The organism is Paenibacillus sp. yr247, from assembly GCF_900103825.1.
Classification (GTDB): domain Bacteria; phylum Bacillota; class Bacilli; order Paenibacillales; family NBRC-103111; genus Paenibacillus_E.
This window is the reverse complement of the sequence record NZ_FNIF01000004.1, coordinates 54032-73514: the sequence shown is the minus strand read 5'-3', so window position 1 is coordinate 73514 and position 19483 is coordinate 54032. Positions and strand designations below refer to the sequence as shown.

General features: G+C 42.6%; 19 protein-coding genes and 1 pseudogene. 16 read left to right on the top strand and 4 right to left on the bottom strand.

What is annotated here, in order from left to right; all coding sequences use genetic code 11:
* Positions 1-139 precede the first annotated feature (139 nt).
* A complete protein-coding gene (locus BLT91_RS31505; protein WP_175532241.1) occupies positions 140-286 on the bottom strand; it encodes a hypothetical protein in 147 nt (48 codons plus the stop codon).
* A gap of 198 nt (positions 287-484) precedes the next feature.
* On the opposite strand from BLT91_RS31505, the gene BLT91_RS11075 reads away from it, so the two are divergent.
* Entirely contained in the window at positions 485-760 is a 276-nt protein-coding gene (locus BLT91_RS11075; protein WP_254776891.1) for a hypothetical protein, read from the top strand.
* A 34-nt stretch (positions 761-794) separates the two neighbouring features.
* Complete coding sequence (locus tag BLT91_RS11070; RefSeq protein ID WP_090820732.1) at positions 795-995, top strand: hypothetical protein; 201 nt, start codon at positions 795-797, stop codon at positions 993-995.
* A 281-nt stretch (positions 996-1276) separates the two neighbouring features.
* Here BLT91_RS11070 and BLT91_RS11065 read toward each other — a convergent pair.
* Positions 1277-1513 (bottom strand): annotated as a pseudogene (locus BLT91_RS11065) (ABC transporter ATP-binding protein); the annotation flags it as partial.
* 367 nt (positions 1514-1880) lie between these two features.
* On the opposite strand from BLT91_RS11065, the gene BLT91_RS11060 reads away from it, so the two are divergent.
* The 7 genes from BLT91_RS11060 (at position 1881) to BLT91_RS11030 (ending at position 8721) form a co-directional block, all read left to right on the top strand.
* Positions 1881-3014, top strand: a complete 1134-nt coding sequence (locus tag BLT91_RS11060) for an MGDG synthase family glycosyltransferase (RefSeq protein WP_090820730.1) — start codon at positions 1881-1883, stop codon at positions 3012-3014.
* A 39-nt stretch (positions 3015-3053) separates the two neighbouring features.
* Entirely contained in the window at positions 3054-4343 is a 1290-nt protein-coding gene (locus BLT91_RS11055) for a polysaccharide deacetylase family protein (RefSeq protein ID WP_141224971.1), read from the top strand.
* Positions 4344-4441: 98 nt separating this feature from the next.
* Positions 4442-5107, top strand: coding sequence for a TVP38/TMEM64 family protein (locus tag BLT91_RS11050; protein WP_090820728.1), 666 nt, complete (start codon positions 4442-4444; stop codon positions 5105-5107).
* 228 nt (positions 5108-5335) lie between these two features.
* Positions 5336-6286 (top strand): ABC transporter ATP-binding protein, encoded by a 951-nt coding sequence (locus tag BLT91_RS11045; protein WP_090820726.1) that lies wholly within the window; start codon positions 5336-5338, stop codon positions 6284-6286.
* Entirely contained in the window at positions 6283-7383 is a 1101-nt protein-coding gene (locus BLT91_RS11040; protein ID WP_090820724.1) for an ABC transporter permease, read from the top strand. Before BLT91_RS11045 ends, BLT91_RS11040 begins: the two co-directional genes overlap by 4 nt.
* 254 nt (positions 7384-7637) lie before the next feature.
* Positions 7638-8141: a GNAT family N-acetyltransferase gene (locus tag BLT91_RS11035; protein ID WP_090820721.1), complete on the top strand. Its 504-nt coding sequence runs from the start codon at positions 7638-7640 to the stop codon at positions 8139-8141.
* A 19-nt stretch (positions 8142-8160) separates the two neighbouring features.
* Positions 8161-8721, top strand: coding sequence for a P-loop nucleotide/nucleoside kinase family protein (locus tag BLT91_RS11030; RefSeq protein WP_090820719.1), 561 nt, complete (start codon positions 8161-8163; stop codon positions 8719-8721).
* Here BLT91_RS11030 and BLT91_RS11025 read toward each other — a convergent pair.
* Positions 8672-8986: a hypothetical protein gene (locus BLT91_RS11025; protein WP_090820717.1), complete on the bottom strand. Its 315-nt coding sequence runs from the start codon at positions 8984-8986 to the stop codon at positions 8672-8674. The two genes, BLT91_RS11030 and BLT91_RS11025, sit on opposite strands and share 50 nt — an antisense overlap.
* 186 nt (positions 8987-9172) lie before the next feature.
* On the opposite strand from BLT91_RS11025, the gene BLT91_RS11020 reads away from it, so the two are divergent.
* The 6 genes from BLT91_RS11020 (at position 9173) to BLT91_RS10995 (ending at position 17172) form a co-directional block, all read left to right on the top strand.
* Positions 9173-9826, top strand: coding sequence for a M48 family metallopeptidase (locus BLT91_RS11020; protein WP_090820715.1), 654 nt, complete (start codon positions 9173-9175; stop codon positions 9824-9826).
* Between the two features lie 116 nt (positions 9827-9942).
* Positions 9943-12570, top strand: coding sequence for a winged helix-turn-helix domain-containing protein (locus BLT91_RS11015; RefSeq protein ID WP_090821190.1), 2628 nt, complete (start codon positions 9943-9945; stop codon positions 12568-12570).
* A gap of 112 nt (positions 12571-12682) precedes the next feature.
* Positions 12683-13609 (top strand): NAD(P)-dependent alcohol dehydrogenase, encoded by a 927-nt coding sequence (locus tag BLT91_RS11010; RefSeq protein WP_090820713.1) that lies wholly within the window; start codon positions 12683-12685, stop codon positions 13607-13609.
* A 103-nt stretch (positions 13610-13712) separates the two neighbouring features.
* Positions 13713-14204: a DinB family protein gene (locus tag BLT91_RS11005; protein WP_090820711.1), complete on the top strand. Its 492-nt coding sequence runs from the start codon at positions 13713-13715 to the stop codon at positions 14202-14204.
* 278 nt (positions 14205-14482) lie between these two features.
* Positions 14483-15748: an FAD-binding protein gene (locus BLT91_RS11000; protein WP_090820709.1), complete on the top strand. Its 1266-nt coding sequence runs from the start codon at positions 14483-14485 to the stop codon at positions 15746-15748.
* 224 nt (positions 15749-15972) lie between these two features.
* Positions 15973-17172, top strand: coding sequence for a polysaccharide deacetylase family protein (locus tag BLT91_RS10995; RefSeq protein ID WP_090820707.1), 1200 nt, complete (start codon positions 15973-15975; stop codon positions 17170-17172).
* Positions 17173-17462: 290 nt separating this feature from the next.
* On the opposite strand, the gene BLT91_RS10990 is transcribed toward BLT91_RS10995, so the two are convergent.
* A complete protein-coding gene (locus BLT91_RS10990) occupies positions 17463-17954 on the bottom strand; it encodes a C40 family peptidase (protein WP_090821189.1) in 492 nt (163 codons plus the stop codon).
* 470 nt (positions 17955-18424) lie between these two features.
* Here BLT91_RS10990 and BLT91_RS10985 point away from each other — a divergent pair, with 470 nt between their 5' ends.
* A complete protein-coding gene (locus BLT91_RS10985) occupies positions 18425-19438 on the top strand; it encodes an alpha/beta hydrolase (RefSeq protein WP_090820705.1) in 1014 nt (337 codons plus the stop codon).
* The last annotated feature ends 45 nt before the right edge of the window (positions 19439-19483 follow it).

The window sequence follows — 19483 nt, the reverse complement described above, 5'->3', positions numbered from 1 at the left end:
CGTAGTTTGTTGTAGAATAGGCTGTTAAAATTTTTGTGAAAATTGATTGAACATGTATTAACATTTTTAAATGGGAAGAGTTGAACACATTTTATAGTTTGTATAAGAAATAAAACCGCCATCTTAGGCGGTTAGTGAGTTAAGGTTCATCAATGTATTCTTCTTGATTCGCAATGTTGTTCGAAAGGGGTTCATCTTCTTTGTTCTGATCTTGCTCAGTGTCGCAGTTAACAATACATTTCATTATTTCCTCGGTGTTGTCCTGCATGTTGGTATATTCAACCATATATTTATTTCCTCCTTTCATCGAAAGTAGAATCTCCAATTTCATGCAAATTATTCGAACATAAAGAGATAATAAGTTTGAATAAATCCGTCTAAATCTATACAGATTAATCCCTATATGGTTGGAGGGGCATTATGATCTAGTGACCTGATTTGAACTAACTTTAATTGGTAAGAACTATTAGGAGGAAATTTTAACTTGAATCTATTTGATGATATCAATCGAAAACAGAATCGTAATTCCGGGGGTCTTGGGGAGGAGATGGAAGTTGACTCCGATGTTAACGAGGATCGCAACCGAGAGCAGCAATTGGACGCTTCGTTTCAGTACTGGTATCGCAACGTTGGGTATTGGGTGCAGCAAAAGGAAGATATGACTAAGGTGCCGAAGGCGAACGTCTTCGAAGCCGCCGCTGATCTGGACGCCGACCATGAATTAAGCGAGACTGTGGAAGAAAATGAGATGGATAGCTAAGGTCAATTTAATTGAGAATTTGGAGGTATGAACGATGTCTGATAATACTAAAAGCCTGAAAAACGTTGTTGCAAACAAAACGAATATTTTTAAAAACGGGGTTCAATCAGCAACGAATTATGTACAGAACGCCATTGAGAATGTGACTGAATCCACCCAAGACGCAACACAGAACTTGGTGAATAACACAATGAAAAGACAACAAAATGAAGATGAAGATAACAAATTAATTTGATGCTTAGTCAGAAAGCAGCTGCAGGGCCTGACTAAGCTTTTTTTGATAGACAATATATTTCGAAGATAGTCCGATTATTTCCCGCCTTAGTGGCGGGTTTTTTATTTTATCAGATCAAAAACGAGTTATCATAACCTCTTTTGGCGCCAAGGCTACGAGAAGACTTCCATTCAGCTCTTTATAATCCCGATATCATAAGTCAAACTGGATCGGATTATGTCATCGATGGGATATTAGATTAAAACTTTTTATTTCAACAGCTTCGTACCTCTATATTTTGCTTAGTGCATTTTATATAATTTAGTATATATTCCCATTTTTATCAAAATCTGATCTTGTGGACCTTCCTCTGCAATCCCTTGTTCAGAAAGCACTATAATCCTTTCTGTATTTTTGATGGTGGACAGCCTATGTGCAATTACAAAGGTAGTGCGGTTCTTAGCCAACTTTTCAAAACTTTCCTGCACCACCCTTTCGCTCTCATTGTCTAGGGAGGAAGTGGCTTCATCAAATATAAGCCCCAGGCTTCCCATATAATATGTTTTCTTTAATAGTACCCGAAAACAAATAGGGCTTGGAGATCCTGTGCAGCGCCACATTTTGAAACATATTGCCACGCGGGTAAGAATTGCACCAGGTTGTTCGGTTTGCGGATTACTGACTCACTTTTGCAGCGCTTGGACGTTCAACCCCAGGGATGTTGCACACCCTTTGGATGAACGCTCCAACAACGAGGCGGTTCGATGTATGATTTTTAAATTTAAGAAAAACTTAAGAAATGGTTCAAAGCATATTAATTATTAATAACTATGATAAGACATATAATTGCAAGTATACTTAGGGAGAATATGATTATGCTATTCTGTATGTTGGGGGACATGTAAGATGACACAATTACCTCGAATATTACTGCTTACTGCGAGTTATGGTGCAGGTCACTTACTTGCATCTTACGCAATCAAAGAGCATTGTCTTCGTAATGGACTTGCAAACGTGCAAATCATTGACTTAATGAAAGAAGCACACCCGCTTTTAAATAAAATTTCAACAGCTGTATATATGGGGAGTTTTCATGCTGCAAGATTCGGGATCAATTATTATGGTTGGAGCTATTATATGACACAGAAAACCAGTTCCCATAGTAGTTCTGTGCTCGCGGGCTTAAATCGTTTAGGTTCCAAGCAGCTTTTAAAAATTATTAGCAAAGAACAACCTGATGCGATCATCAATACATTTCCTTATGGTGCCGCCCCGGCTGTCGGTCGCTCTTTAGGAATCCCAACGTTCACTATCATCACCGATTACTTCATGCACGCGAGATGGCTGCATCCCGCAAATAACAAATACTATGTTGCTACTGATGATTTGATGCGGGATATGATCGCTAGCGGTGTCAGTGAAAATCTAATTGAAGTAACAGGAATACCAATCCGAGATGCTTTTGAAAAACATACATACAAGAATGAAAACAAGCGAAAAAAAATGATCCTTTTAATAGCAGGCTCACATAGTGAACATTATTTAACTGCGGAAATGATCCGAAAGCTTCGAGCTTTGGAGGAATGTCATATTATGGTGGTATGCGGTCGGAATACAAAACTGGAACAATTTCTGAATAGTCAATTTCACAGTAGTTCACAAATAACGATCTTTGGATTCGTCGAGCAAATCAATGAACTAATGGCCTCAGCCTCATGTATCATTAGTAAAGCAGGTGGACTAACATTAACTGAATCCCTTGCTTTAAAGATTCCTATTTTCATTTATCGACCTTTTGCTGGTCAAGAAAAGGACAATGCAACTTATTTTTCTAAAAAAGGCGTTGCTGCCGTTTCTTATCATATGAATGAATTAGTAAACCAAATTCATCATTATGTATCCAATGATGCCTATGCATCTCAAGTAAAGTCAAAAATGGATATCTTACATCGAACAAAAGCCGCGGATCGTATTGTTAAAGACGTTCTTAGAAACATACTTGGGTACAAGGAAAGGGAATCAACTCCATATTCTTTATGAAACCTGCATGTATTCTCTTTGGAAAGAATGTGATTGGGCATGATTACATTGTTCTGGATTATGTTCTTGCTTTTGCTGCTCTATACAATTTTGCCTACTGTCTTGATTCGCCTGTTCGGATTATGGATGTATACTAAGAAAAGTAACGGTGACGGGATAGCCTTAACCTTCGATGATGGTCCCGACCCGGAGTTTACGCCTAAACTGCTTGATCTTCTGAGGAAATATCAGATCAAGGCAACTTTTTTTGTACTTGGATCCAAAGCTGAAAAGTATCCTCATTTGATCTTAAGGATTCATCAGGAAGGACATTTGGTTGGGATTCACAACTACGTTCATTGGGCAAACGCATTCATGTCACCCAAAAAAGTCAGAAGGCAATTGAGCTACTCGGTGAATGCAGTAGAGAATATCATAGGGATAAAACCCATTTATTATCGTCCACCTTGGGGGATTATCAATGTATTTGACTTGTTATTGGTAAAACGATTTCGTTTGGTTCTATGGTCTTTAATGGTTGGTGATTGGAGAAGCAGGGGCGGAAAAGAACGGATAAAAATGAAATTACTTGCCAAACTAAAAAACAACGATATTATCTTACTTCATGATAGCGGTGAAACTTTTGGAGCCGATAAAAATGCCCCGGTTTACATGCTGGCAGCTCTCGACGATTTTCTTGAGATTTGCAAGCTGCGAGGGTATAACTTTTTGCGAATCGATACCTATATGCAGTTGGTTGCTCAAGCGGAGCAGGAGCCTGTTCGACTTTTGAAAAGATTGCTTATTTACTTATGGTTAAAATGGGAGCATTTTTTTCATTGGCTTTTCAATATCCATCCCATTGATTTGAATAATCAAATCTTTTATAGCAGAGTGTGCAAATATCACGGGAAGACGATCCATTTGGAAAATGGGGAGGAGATTTGTTCCGGAGATCTGGTCGTTGAACTGCATTTCAATAATGAGAAGCTATCTCAGTTGATTGCCGAATCGAACTCGATGGTTCAACTTGCCGTTAATATGATACGTGATGTACAGCGATTTCTTCCTACAATGGCGCAATATCTTCATCTCCACCAGAAGGTTAAAGGGATTTACGGAATCACAATGATTCATCGAGGATCCAAACAATTGGGCTTTACCGTTGAAGAACTTCCAAAAGGATTGTTTAACATATTCAGCCATATCTATTTAAGGATCTTATTATTAGTTTTTCATCCAAACGGTAAACAGCGGATAGAGTTGAAGAAAGGACAACTATCTCCTCGAATCGTGGCTATTTCCGTGCAGGAGCTTAAGAGAAGATATTCATTGGATCCAGAGCGATAATGAATTCAGAACCAGTGAATCAAATGCAATAGGTTTGTACCCACGTTCTCCGTGGGTTTTTGCTTGTATTTATAACCATATAGATAGGATGAATTCACTTGAAACGGCAACAAAGTCCCCCTAATGCTCGACTAATAAGTGCTATAAGTTTACTCGTCATTGCCGGCATCATAGGCTATTATCTATATCTTATGCATACGGGAGAAGCACAAAAACTGATAAATGGGATCAGGAAATTTGGAAATATCGGTATTCTTGTCGGTATAATCGTACAGTCGCTTGTGAATATTCTTCCTGTTCCTGGGGAATTTATTTCTATCATACTTATGGAAATATATGGTCCAGTCTGGGGGGGGATTTATTCTTGGATAGGCGGTGTAACAGGCGCAGTAGGTGCTCTATATTTGAGCAAATGGGTAGCAAAGCCTTTTTTCGGTAAAATGGCTCAACCTTTTCTTCAAAGAGTCGATGAATTCACCAGAAAACATGAGACGCTTGGACTATTACTTATCCGTTTCGTCCCATTTGTCCCATACCATTTTGTGAATTACACATTGGGTTTCTTGAATGTAAACATATGGGGTTTTATCTGGACGACTGGTCTTGGTATTCTTCCTTATACGATAGCAATGAGTAGTATTTATGCGGGGGTTCGGAATGGTTCACTAAAATGGGGAGCTATTGGGATTGTCTTGTTTATGCTTTTGTGGGGATTAAGTTGGTTGTTAAAAAGAAGGAAAGGAATAAGGATGGAATCAAAGTGAGTCGATTACTGCCGCTGTAGTCTGTTCGTTTTATTGAAGTTATCAAAGCAGATAAAAATCTGCGTCACTATGTTTTGATAGAGAAATTGCTAGATCCACGCCTGAAGCTTGATTTTTCTGTTAAAATGGGGTTACCAGGAGGTGACCTTTCTTTTTTTTCATACATAACGCCGTTTATATTGCGGCACAAAAAATTAGAACTGAAATGTCGAAAAGGAGGAACCAGCCTTGGTCAACAACATCATAGAAGTGGATGGACTCGTCAAACGGTACGGGAATTTTACTGCGGTGAATGGCATTCATTTCAAAGTACGTGAAGGAGAAGTATTCGGATTGCTCGGGCCGAATGGGGCGGGCAAAACAACAACGATGGAAATGATCGAAGGACTGCGCCGACCGGACGAAGGAAGAGCGCTTGTCGCAGGCTTCGATACGAAAAAGGATTTGAAAAAAGTCAAGGAGGTCATTGGCGTCCAACTCCAATCGACGTCACTGTTCGATTTACTCCACGTTCACGAGATCATCCGTATGTACGCAAGCTTTTATCCAAGCTCAGTGCCAATCGAGCCGCTTCTGGACGACATGATCCTTCGCGATAAAATGAACGATCGCATCAAGAACTTGTCCGGCGGCCAGAAGCAGCGACTCGCCATTGCATTGGCGCTCGTGAATGATCCGAAGGTGATTTTTCTGGATGAGCCGACAACCGGACTTGATCCCCAAGCCCGCCGTACGTTGTGGGATATCGTGCTCCGACTGAAGGAGCGCGGCAAGACTGTGGTGCTCTCTACACACTACATGGAGGAGGCTCATGTGCTTTGCGACCGAATCTGCCTCATGGATAAAGGAGAAATCGTTGCATTGGACACACCAGCGCAGCTCGTCCGCAGCTTACAATCGGACAGCGCCATCGAGTTTCGCTTGCCGGAACAGATTCACGGAGATGAGGCACGAAAGCAAGATGTACTGATGCTTGTCCAGTCATTGCCTGATGTGAAGCAGGTTGATCAGCGCAAGGACACGTTTGTGTTGTATACCGATCATTTACAAAATGCGCTGACCGCGTTCGTGCAAGAAACCGCTAAGCAGAGCATTCAGGTATCCGATCTTCAAACGCGCACCGCAACGCTTGAGGACGTGTTCATCCACATGACAGGAAGGAGTCTGAGGGAAGAATGAAAGCATATTGTCAATTAACCTTAGCCCAGCTGCGACTTTTTGGGCGAAATCGGCAAGTATTATTTTGGACGCTTGCTTTTCCGATATTTTTTATGGTGATGCTCGGTTCATTCTTTGGAAAAGGAGACAGCACATCGCTCTCCGTTACCGTTATCGACCAAGACCAGACGACAGCCTCAAAAGCGCTATTCTCATCCATGAAGCAGTTATCCATCTTAAAATTAACCGAAAGTACCGACCTTGATGCTGCAATGAAAGATCTAAAGCATGGTGATCAGCAGCTTGTCGTCTCTGTTCCAAAAGGGTATGAAGCTGCTGTAAGTGCTAAATCCGCATCTATGCAGGGCTCCAAACTCACTGTTTACTACGATGAGACAAGCCAAACCACCAATCAGATCGGGCTCCCCATTATGTCTCAGATCGCCGACGGCATTAGTAAGCAGATTATTGGTTACACGCCAGTTATTACGATTCAATCTCAGGCGGTACAATCCCTTAACCTGAAGTATATCGACTTCCTTGTCCCGGGAATTGTCGCAATGATGATTATGAGTAACAATATGAACGGTGTTGCTGGCCAAATCGCATCTTGGCGCGAGCGGGGTATCCTCCGGCGTCTTCAGAGTACGCCGCTCCATGCGCGGAGCTTCATCGCCGCGCAAATCACGGCCCGACTGCTGTTGAACGGTTCGCAGGCGTTAATCGTGCTGCTAATCGGCAATCTGATTTTCGGAACTCAGGTGAATGGTTCGTGGGTGCTACTGCTCATGTTCGTCGTACTTGGGACATTGACGTTCATGTCGATCGGCTTCATCATCGCTGCGCTTGCCAAAACGCCGGAAAGCGCTGGCCCGATTGCCGGATTCGTTTCATTCCCACTACTTTTTGTAGGCGGCGTCTTTTTTCCAATCAAAAACATGCCTGAATGGCTCCAGCCCGTCGTCAAGTTGCTGCCGATCTCACATCTATCCACAGCACTGCGTCAAATCATGAATGTCGGAGCCACGCTTGCCGATGTGTGGCGTGAAGCTGCGCTGCTTGGCGGCTGGATGCTAGTAGCCTTCATCATTGCCAGCCTAACATTCAAGTGGGAGTGAAGCAGGCTGCCATGGGTTAATGTTGGATGACAAGTACATTTTCCGATTAATATCCGCCTAAATGGCGGCTTTTTTATTTTATCGGATCATATTCTTGTCATTTCTCAAGTATATGATCCGATTGCCGACAAAGTCATTTAATAAATTTACCGTAATCATTAAGATAGCGGGCAGGTTAACATAATTGTAGACAGGAGGAAATTCGAATAATTAACAGAAATAGAATATAGGAGAATTCCACGGAGGGAGTACCAATGAGTATACGTATATTACACGAATCAGATGCTCAACTATACCAAGAATTACGATTGAGTTCTCTAAAAATCAATCCGGAAGCGTTTGGATCAACGTATGAGAGAGAAGCAAAATTTTCACTAGAAACTGTTGCAGAACGATTAAAACCGACTAAGGACAAATTTGTTCTAGGAGCCTTTGATGGTAGTGGTTCATTAGTTGGAATTGTGACTTTTATGCGTGAAGCCAACCTTAAAACTGCCCATAAAGGGAATGTTTTCGGGATGTATATTGCACCAGAAATGCGAGAGAAGGGATTAGGGAAATCACTCATGCTTGAACTTATAAGAATGACAAGAGATTGCGTTGGTTTGGAACAAATAAACCTAACAGTTGTATCTAAAAACGAATCCGCAAAGAGGCTATACAAGTCCTTGGGATTCGAGGTTTATGGCTTGGAACGAAACGCCTTAAAATACGACGGGCAATATTTTGATGAGGACTTAATGGTTCTCAAGCTCTAATAGTCAAAGGAGAAACCTTATGTCTAAAATAATTTTATTTAGAGGGAAATCTGGAACTGGTAAAACTACATTATCAAACGAGCTAGCTAAGAGACTTAAGCTGCCTGTCTTACATAAGGATGATATTTACGATTCAGTTGCTGATCTTGTTTCCGAGCATGGTTTAAGAAACAAAATATGTTTTGATTTTCTTTATCGTTTCTTACTACAAAACGTCATCGATTCGAATGCTTCCGTGATACTCGATTTTGGATTAAATAATATGGATGATCTAAGGAAATTAAAGAACTGGATTGAAGAAAAGGGCGGGGAATTATATACGTTACATTGTACCTGTAGTAATGAGTCAATCGGGTCAGAGAGACTTGCTGAACGAAACGTTAATCCATTGCCTAATCAATTGATTACTAATTTATCAAAACTAAAAGAACATTATAAGAATACTAATAACGAGTATTTTGAGGGAGAATTAATATTGGATAGGCCTTACTATCCATTGAATAGCGCATCAGCAGCCATTTGTTTGGTCACTAGTCATACGTTTCCTCTTGTTGGGGCTCTTTGGCTAGATGCTGTTTAAGCGAAGTTTTCTTCGTCACTAACTGCTTGGAGAGATCAGCTTGTATACGATTAATGTTTTTGATTTCTTCGTTTAACTTATTTATTCGTGTCATTTTGCTACTTAAATCGCTGTGCGACTGACTTAATTTCATATCTCTTTGCAATTGATTAATTTTAGATTGAGCTTTTTCTTTTTTGTTCTTTTCGTTCAAACTTTTGATTTCTATATCAGCAATTTCTCGTTGTAATCGATTGACAATAGCTTTGGTGAACGTAATGGACATTCAAACACCCCATAATCATTTAGTGTAGCTGAGCATCATTCTACTATAAAAAACTCGGTTAAGCGAGAAGAAGAAGTAGGTTTATCATTAGGAAAGAGAAGTGGGAAGCAGGGAGTAAGCCTCGACCCTGGCTCGTTCCCTTACTTTTATACGATTAATTAATAACATATAGGAACGATGATGATTATGAAAATTGAATTTGAAAATAATACGATAGAATTTAATGTTCTATATGGAAGTAGAAAAAAGATTTCGATTCATATCGATTCTATGGGTTTCATAACAGTTAAAGCTCCTAATGATTCAAGTAAGGAGATGGTTATAAGTGTCGTAAAACAACATGGGAAAAGGATCTTGGAAAAATTACATATCATTACGGAAGCTCGAGAAACAACTAAGACAAGAGAGTATCAACATAAAGGAAAGTTTCTTCATCTTGGAAAATATTATTTTCTCCATGAGTTAATCGAGACTAATGAGCTAAATGAAGAAGAATTGAAAATTAATCTTAAAAAGTTTTATTTCTCAAGCTGCAAGAAGATTGTAGGGGAACGAATCAAAAAATATCAAACACAACTGAAAGTAAAACCCAAAACGATTGAGGTAGATGAGTCCAGAACCAAGTGGGGCAGCTGCAGCTCGGATAAAAAAATAACCTTTAATTATCGTTTAGCCATGGCTCCAATTGAAGTCATTGATTATGTAATCATACATGAACTCTGTCATCTCATTCATATGAATCATGATCGATCATTTTGGAGACGTGTAGGAAGCATTATGCCGGATTATAAAGAAAAGGAAGAGTTTTTGGCAAGACAAGGATATGCTATGACACTTTGAGTCTATTTTAATCTAAATGACCATTATTGCCACGGAAGATTCTCTGTTAAAACATTCATGAACAGTCTCTTTTTAATCTGTTGACTGCGAAGAACAGCGGTTTGTATAATAAATCTATGACTATACCAATTTTATCCACAAAATTATATATTCCCCCTCCGCGGACTACAATGGTCCTCCGGTCACGCCTAACCGAGCGGCTGAGCGAGGGTTTGCATCGTAAACTGACCCTTGTCTCCGCTTCCGCCGGATTTGGCAAAACGACGCTGGTCAGCGAATGGCTCGCCGGCTGCAAACGGCCTGCTGCCTGGCTATCTCTGGACGAAGGGGACAACGATCCAGCTCGCTTTTTGACTTACCTTCTCGCCGCTTTGCAAACGATAGGTGCGAACATTGGAGAAGGCGTGTTTGGCGCGCTCCAATCCCCTCAGCCACCGGCGATCGAATCGGTTCTAACGGTCCTGCTCAATGAAATCACTACCCTCTCTGACCCTTTCATCCTCGTCCTTGACGACTATCATTTAATCGAGACCAAATCGATTGACCATGCACTAGCTTTTCTGCTGGATAATTTGCCGCCGCAAATGCACTTAGTGATCGCCACTCGCAAAGATCCACGGTTACCCATGGCCCGGATGCGTGTCCGCGACCAATTAACCGAACTACGTGTCGCGGACTTGCGGTTTACCCACTCCGAAGCCGCCGAATTTCTCAACAAGGTGATGGCTCTAGATCTCTCATCGGAAGAGATCGCCCGACTTGAAACCCGCACGGAAGGCTGGATTGCCGGTCTGCAATTAGCAGCGGTTTCGATGCAGGGACATAAAGACGCTGTGGGCTTCATCGAAACCTTCACCGGCAGCCACCGCTTCGTGCTGGACTATCTGGTAGAAGAAGTTCTGCAACAGCAATCTGAAATCGTTCAGAGTTTCTTGCTCTGCACCTCAATTCTCGATCGCATATGCGGTCCTCTTTGCGATGCCGTTCTGCAACTCTCCCCCTTGACAAGCGGGCAAGAAACGCTTGAAGATATAGAACGCGCCAATCTTTTCATCATCCCTCTGGATAACGAGCGGCGGTGGTACCGCTATCACCATCTCTTTGCGGATTTGCTGAGGCGCAGATTGGATCGGAGCACCGCGGCCGATTTACACTTGCGCGCCAGCGTATGGTATGAACAAAATGGCCTGGAAATTGAAGCTTTTCACCATGCCGTCGCCGCTGGCGATGTTGAACGAGCCGCGTGCCTGACGGAAGGAGATATGATACCCTTGCACTTTCGCGGTGCGGTGTCCCCCGTACTGAACTGGCTTTCGTCGCTGCCGAAGACGGTACTGGATACGAGACCCTCATTGCGGGTGATATATGCCTCAGCGTTATTGATGGTCGGCCAATTAACCGGCATAGAGCAGCAACTTCAGGCCACCGAATCATCCCTTCAAGGCATCGAGCCGGACGAAAAAGTCCGAGACATTATAGGTCATATTGCCTCTATAAGGGCTACGGTAGCCGTTAGCCAGCACCAGGTAGAGACGATCCTTGTCCAGTCACACCGCGCTTTAGAGTATTTGCACCCCGGTAACCTGCCTATCCGCACAGCCACTACATGGACGCTTGGATATGCTTACCAGCTCCAGGGGGATCGTGCCGCGGCCAGCAGTGCGTTTACCGAAGCATTATCGATCAGTCAAATGATCGGGCATGTTATTATCACCATTATGGCTACACTCGGCCTTGGGAACATACAGGAAGCAGAAAACCAGCTATATGTAGCGGTTGAAACTTATCGGCGTGTTCTGAAACTGGCAGGTGATCCGCCGCAGCCAGTTGCTTGCGAAGCGCACCTAGGCTTAGCCCGTATATTTTATGAATGGAACGACCTGGACGCCGCGAAGCACCATGGACAACAGTCCGTCCAACTGGCGCGGCATTTAGAACACACGGACAGAGTCGTTGCAGGTGAAGTGTTTCTCGCCCGACTTGAGCTTGCGCGGGGAGAGGTGAGCGGTGCGTCCGCTATTTTAGCTAAGGCTGACCATTTCGCTCGCCAGCATAATTTCGTGAATCAGATGCCCCATGTTGCTGCCGCATATGTGCTTGCGTTACTTCAACAGGGCAATCTGGCGGCAGCCGCTCACCTGGCGCAGAAGCACGAGCTTCACAGCAGCAAGGCTCGAGTACACCTGGCACAGGGAGACACGACTGCAGCACTGGCGGTGTTGGAGCCATTGCGAGGGCAGGTGGAAGCAAAGGGTTGGGAGGATGAACGACTCAAGGTAATGGTTCTACAAGCGGTTGCTCTGCATGCGCATGGCGAAAAGTTAAAGGCTGCGCAAATACTGGTAGACGCTCTGACGATAGCCAAGCCTGGCGGATTTATCCGGATCTTTGTCGACGAAGGTATTCCGATGTATAGATTGTTGTGGGATTTAGCTACTCATCCATTTATGTCGGACTATATAGGTAAGTTGCTGGCTGAATTTGATGCTGAGGAACTGAAAAGTGAAGACGAATCTGATAAGCGCCTAGCCCAGACTCCCAAGCCCCTTATCGAGCCACTGAGCGGGCGGGAGTTAGAAGTACTGCAGCTCATTGCCCAAGGACTCTCGAATCGTGAGATTAGTGAACGACTTTTCCTCGCGCTCAGTACGGTTAAAGGGCATAACCGGAATATCTTTGACAAAATGCAGGTTGGGCGGCGCACCGAGGCTGTAGCACTTGCCCGCAAGTTGGGTCTATTGTGAGATTTACCCTCTTAGCAAGCTCACAACAATTTCCAAAACAATACTTTAGTATCTATATATCAATACCGTATAGCATATATACTAAGTTTAAATTGATGTTTGGAGGAAACCCATGAAAGCGATTGTATGCACAAAATACGGATCACCGGATGTTCTGAAGCTCAAAGAGGTAGAAATATCTACTCCCAAAGACAATGAAGTACTGGTAAAAGTTCATGCGACAACTGTAACCTCAGGGGACTGTAGAGTTCGAAATTTCGAAAGTCCTATCTTGTACTGGATCCCCATGCGAATCTTCTTAGGTCTCAGAAAACCAAGAAAACCTATACTAGGGGTGGAGTTAGCCGGAGAGATTGAAGCGATTGGCAAAGATGTAAAAAGATTCAAGAAAGGTGACCAGGTTTTTGCATTGACTGGGATGAGATTTGGTGCTTATGCCGAATACACATGTATGCCTGAAAACGGATTGGTGGCAATAAAACCGGCCAACGTGACCTATGAGGAAGCCGCTGCCGTTCCTTTTGGGGGAACTACAGCATTGCATTTTTTTAGAAAAGGAAATATCCAAAAAGGACAAAAAGTTCTTATCTATGGAGCTTCTGGAGCGGTAGGGACTTCCGCAGTTCAGATTGCCAAGTACTTTGGAGCAGAAGTTACCGGGGTATGCAGTACCATTAATTTAGAATTTGTGAAATCTCTGGGAGCCAATCAAGTCATTGATTACACAAAAGAGGATTTTACGAAAAGAGGAGAGCATTATGATATCATCTTTGATGCAGTTGGGAAAACCTCGAAATCAAATTGCAAAAAAGCACTGACTCTGAACGGAACTTACTTATCAGTAGTAGGGCAGGGGATAGCAAAGGTGCATACTGAAGATTTAATATTGCTTAAAGAGATTATTGAGTCAGGAAAAATAAAGTCGGTCATAGATAGACGCTATTCGTTGGAACAAATTCCTGAGGCTCACAGATATGTAGAAAAAGGACACAAAAAGGGAAATGTAGTCATCACAGTGGAACATGAAAACAAATTCTAACAAAGGCTAACAAACATTTATCCTATATTCACAACGGACTAGGGATCACTGAAAAGATTCCAACTTACGTCTGATGCAGCATATTATAACTTTGGAGGTGGTAATGCTGACTAGTGTGAAGGAAGTATTGCTTGATCAATTAGCCGCTTGTCATGATGATGAAAGTTGGTTTAAACCATCTAAAACGATTTTAAATGATGTATCTGTAAATGATGCAGTCAGGAAAGCAGAAGACTATCCGCATTCCATCTGGGAGATTGCGAACCATCTCATTTTCTGGAATGAAATGTGGCTGAATCGGTTTATTAACAATGATTTGCTTGAAAGTAATACAACGAACGATGAAACTTTTGAATCGGATCACCTGGAGCAGAATGATACAAGTTGGAATGAGACCATTCGAAGGTTAAGTAATGGATTTGTACACTGGCGAGAGGTTATTACGAATTGTGACGAGTCTAAACTGGAAAAAAGAGTTCCGAACTACTTCAATGCTCAGTGGTGGGGTGTGATATCAAATTTGTGTATCCATAACGCATATCATATTGGGCAGATAATGCTATTGAAAAAGCAAGTACAGAAATATCGATCGTAACAATGATTTTCTATATGACAACGGAGTACAACACTTTCTCCATGAAATAACGATTAATACAACGTAGTCAAAGGCAGTTGAACAGTAACACTATAAGGGAAGTAAGAGCTTAATAATGACCAGGAGAGGCCGCCGGAAGAATGGTGGCCTTTGTTACGTTAACGGCAAGATAAAGCAACAGTAAAACAAGGATTTCAGCAGTCTTGTATCGAAAATTTATTGTGAAATTAATAACATTTGATAAACTAGCGTAGCACTAGGAAACGGAGTGTGATGAAGTGGAAAATGATCGGAACTGGGCTGGTAACTATAGGTATAGCGCCTCGGAACTCTATGTTCCTGCAAACGTGGGACAAGTACAAGAAATGGTGGCTCGCAGTAGGCAAGTGAAGGTGCTTGGCACGCGTCACTCGTTCAATGGAATCGCTGATTGTACCGAAAGCCTTCTCTCCCTTCAGAACCTTAACCGAGTGATAGCATTAGATCATGCTCACAATAAGGTAACGGTTGAAGGCGGAATCCGGTATGGAGAGCTATGCCAATATCTTCACGGCAGTGGTTATGCGCTTCACAATTTGGCGTCGCTACCGCACATTACCGTTGCTGGTGCTTGTGCAACGGCAACGCATGGTTCTGGTGACTTGAATGGCAATCTTGCTACAGTGGTTCATTCTTTCGAGGTCGTCAAAGCGGATGGAGATGTGGCCGTGTTCTCCCGTGAAAAACAAGACGGGGGCATCGCCGGTGCGATCGTTGGACTTGGAGGATTGGGCGTAGTCACGAAAATCACATTGGATGTGATCCCAGCATTTCAAATGAATCAGTATGTATACGACAACTTGCCTCTAGTGCATCTTAAAGAGCACTTTGATGATATTTTCTCCAGTGGTTACAGTGTCAGCCTATTCACCGATTGGAAGAAAGCGACGTTCAATCAAGTCTGGCTGAAGCGAAAAATTGCAGATCAAGCCTTCGATCAAGTGGAACCTGAGTTTTTCGGCGCGAGACTAGCAACCTCACATCGACATCCGGTACCAGGACATACATCGGTTAATTGCAGTGAACAGATGGGCATTCCGGGACCATGGCACGAACGGTTGCCGCACTTTCGCATGGATTTCACTCCAAGTGCAGGAGAGGAGCTGCAAAGTGAGTATTTCGTGCCCCGTCAAGATGCCTATCATGCATTATGTTCGCTTGACCTCATACGTGAGCATATATCGCCACTCCTTTATGTTTCCGAGGTACGTACGATTGCAGAAGACAATCTGTGGATGAGCCCCTGTTACAAACAGGAGTCGGTTGCAATCCACTTTACGTGGAAACCTAGTTGGGAGGCAGTTAAACAAGTGTTGCCGATCATCGAAAAGCAACTTGAGCCCTTTCATGCTCGTCCACACTGGGGCAAGCTGTTTGCGATGCCCCCCGCAAGGTTGCAGTCGCTCTACGAGAAGTTGCCCGACTTTCAACAACTGCTCCTTCAATGTGACCCCCAAGGAAAATTCCGAAACGCCTTCTTGAATACAAATATTATGGGGGACTAATAGCATTCATTTTGACAACAAAACGATAGAGTGAACTAATGAAGAACTTTAGTTGAGGAATTGCTTAACGGCAGCTCCTCTTTTTTGTATAGCGGCAAGTTATGCGTAATAGATAGAGGTATTTCAAATTAGTGCAGATTTACTCCGAAATAAGGAGTGCTTTGTTGAACAGAACCTTACTTTGCAACGTCTTCTTGAGGGTTGATGCATAAGGAGGGATTCTTTTGAATAAGAAATACGTTTTGACGCTAAGAGGTTTGCTTGTGGGGATATTACTTGTTTTATTTATATTTATTGAAATTGGAAGTCGTCATGTATTTACTCTGCTGCAAGATCTAAGTTCTACTGAATCACCTCAAGCGTCTGCCTCTTTAGATCTTGTTCCTGTATCTGCTCCTATGCCAACATTAGATTTAGCAGCGGTTTCACCCACTACTCCTCAACCAGTACCTGTCAAGACGCCATTAGTCCTATTCAAAGGAAAGATCGAACACGTCTTTTTTCACCCTTTGATCGCATTTCCAGAGCTTGCCTTTGATGGAGATTCTATGGCGCAAGGCTATAATGACTGGTTCATCACGGTGAAGGAATTCAACAAAATCCTAGATTCGTTATACCGCAATCAGTATGTACTCATTGACATTGGTTCGTTATATACGGAAAAAGATGGTGCTGTCAGGCCCAAAGAGCTGTGGCTGCCCGCTGATAAAAAACCCCTCGTTCTCTCGATTGACGACCTCAATTATTACACCTATATGCGCGAGAATGGCAATGCCTTTCGATTAGTCTTGGATGAACATGGAGAGGTTGCGGCTTATTCCATGACACCTCAAAGGGAACCGATTACGGCTCGAAATAATGAAATTGTCCCTATATTGGATGATTTTGTTCTTGCTCATCCCGATTTTTCTTGGCAGGGAGCTAAGGGCGTTATTGCCCTAACTGGATACGAGGGCATTCTGGGGTACCGCACAGATCAACTCGACTCGCCTAATTATATGAACGCAAAGGAAGGTGTGCTTCCTGTTATTAAGCGCTTGAAGGAGACCGGATGGTCGTTCGCCTCGCATGGTTATGGGCATTTGGATACGTCCAAAATAACCTTGAATCGATTCAAGCAGGATACGCTGCGCTGGAAGCAAGAAGTAGAGCCGTTGATAGGCGCCACCTCTGTATACATTTATCCATTCGGTAGCAGTGTGCTGCCTGAAGATCGCAAATACCAGTTCCTCGTGGAGGAGGGCTTTCGCATAATGTGTTCCGTGGGTCCGGTTCCATACCTTGCTTTTAAACCGGACAGCGTCATGATGGATCGCAGGCATATAGATGGCATAGCACTTCACGACCAACGTTCAAGGCTGCTTCCCTTGTTCGACAGCCAGGAAATTTGGGATTCTATAAGACCGGGTTCGGGTCCAAAATAAATAAAGAGAAGGATTCGCTTCCACAGCAAATCCTTCTCTTATTACATGCAAGTGGTACTAGTCTACTTCCATTAAATAATTAGGGGTAAAAGGCTGCCGCGTGCAGCCTTTTTGGCTTACGGGCAGGGTTGTGAAGCAAGAACTTAGGAGCAAGAAACTTTAAACGGGCAGGATAAAGGAGTAGCAGTAAATTAGGAAAAAATCGAATGTTTTATCAATAGCATTAAAGACCTTCTTGTTTATTCCCTCCGTCGGAAGATCTTGCAGGACGGTGATATACGTTTACCGGGTTATACGCTTGGTAATACGCGGCGGGCTGTCGTATAGTGCGAGTTCCACCATCCGGAGTTCAAATCAGTGATCGTTACTCCAGCGCTGCCGAAAGTATGCAAAAGTTTTCCGTTACCCATGTAAATAGCTACGTGATGGATTGGGCTATAAAAGAACACAAGATCACCCGGTTGCAATTGGTCTCTCGAAACATAAGTTCCTGCTTGAGACTGTTGTCTAGACGAACGAGGGATATTCACGCCATTCATTTTGAAAACATATTGAGTAAAAGAAGAGCAATCAAAGCTGCTTGTATTTCCGGTACGTGAACCAAATTGGTAACGCACACCCATAAATTGTTCACCTGTATTAATAATGTTGCTTGCTGTAGATGATGTATAGACGGTAGCAGCGTGAGCAGATTGTGGACTCAACACAATACTTCCTGTTACAAGCAAGGACAAGCTTAGGCTAATCCCCACTAACGACTTGCCAAGGCGGTTTTTCTTCATGTCGATCATGTTGTAATTCCTCCTGTGTTGGATCGTATTTGGCTCTTCGCCTAAAAACATCATAACATAAATTAATTCAACTAATATTTACCTAAAATGATGAAAATGTAAGCCCTTCCTAGTATTAGTGGTTATTATTAGAAATCCATTAGAAAAACATGAGAGAAAATACCTTGAATATTCTAATTAGTGAAGTTATTACGGCTAACGAGAAACATTAGTTTAATACCAGTAGGACTGATGCTTTGCTGCCCTTTGCTTTGCAATAAGCTTTCAATAAGGCTAAGGCTGAATCAGCAGTGCTAAGGCAAGGGAGAGGGGAACTTCCTTGGCAAACCGGAAATAGAGTGCTATTAAGAACATCATAAACATATGATATAAACTTTAATTATACAAAGGTGGGAATTTGTTGAAAGGCCTTGAATTACTAGAAGTAAGATTACAAATACAAATTGAGGTGATATCCTTTTATGTGGAGTCCAGATAATTATTTTAAAAATTTATACGGGAGTGTAACTCCATCCGAGAGATTTCAGGCATGTTCACAAGAGGAATGGAGCAATTGGAATAGGCGTTTACGGAAACGGTTCGTGGAATTGCTAGGTGGCTTTCCATCGGAGATTACCGATCTTTGTCCGGTGCTTCTTGAATCTAAAGATTGTGATACTTTTATACGTCAAAGGATTCAAATTCAGACATATCCGGGACTTTACATGCCGGTCTATGTACTCATTCCGAAAGATCGGAGAGAACGATCTGGAGCAGTAATAGCTTGTCATGGTCACGGTTATGGAAGTAAGGATATTGTCGGATTAACCATAAATGGTGAGGAAAAGACAGGAGACAAAGGCTACCAAAAAAATTTTGCTGTTGAACTGGTTAATAGAGGTTATGTCATTGTCGCTCCGGAATTATTAGGTTTTGGTGATCGTAAACTGATTGAGGAAGCACAGGAATCGGACTCTTGTAAACGTCTATCTACTTTTCTCTTAGCTATGGGACAAACAATGGCTGGATATCGAGTATTTGAAACACTGCGATGCGTAGATTATCTACTTAAACGCGATGATGTGGATTCGGATCGAATCGGATGTATGGGGATTTCAGGCGGGGGACTTGTCTGCGCGTATGCAGCAGCAATAGATAATCGGATTTCTGCTGCAGTCGTTAGTGGTTATACAAATACTTTTCAAGCAAGCATTTTATCAATACCTCATTGTGTAGACAATTATGTACCGGGTCTGTCATTAGTTGCAGAAATGCCAGATCTGCTCGGTTTGATTGCTCCGAGGCCTCTTCTGGTCGAAGCTGGAAAAAGAGATCCTATTTTTCCTGTACACGCTTCTTTAGAAGCATTTGAGAAGATTCGCAGCGTTTATCAGCTTTTAGAAGTAGAAGGAAAATTGGAATTAGATCTTTTTGAGGGTGATCATGAAATATCAGGGAATGTGGCTTACGATTGGTTTCGTCGAGTCTGGGCATGACGTGGAGCTTGCATACTGCTTTGATGAAAATGGAAAAAACTTATT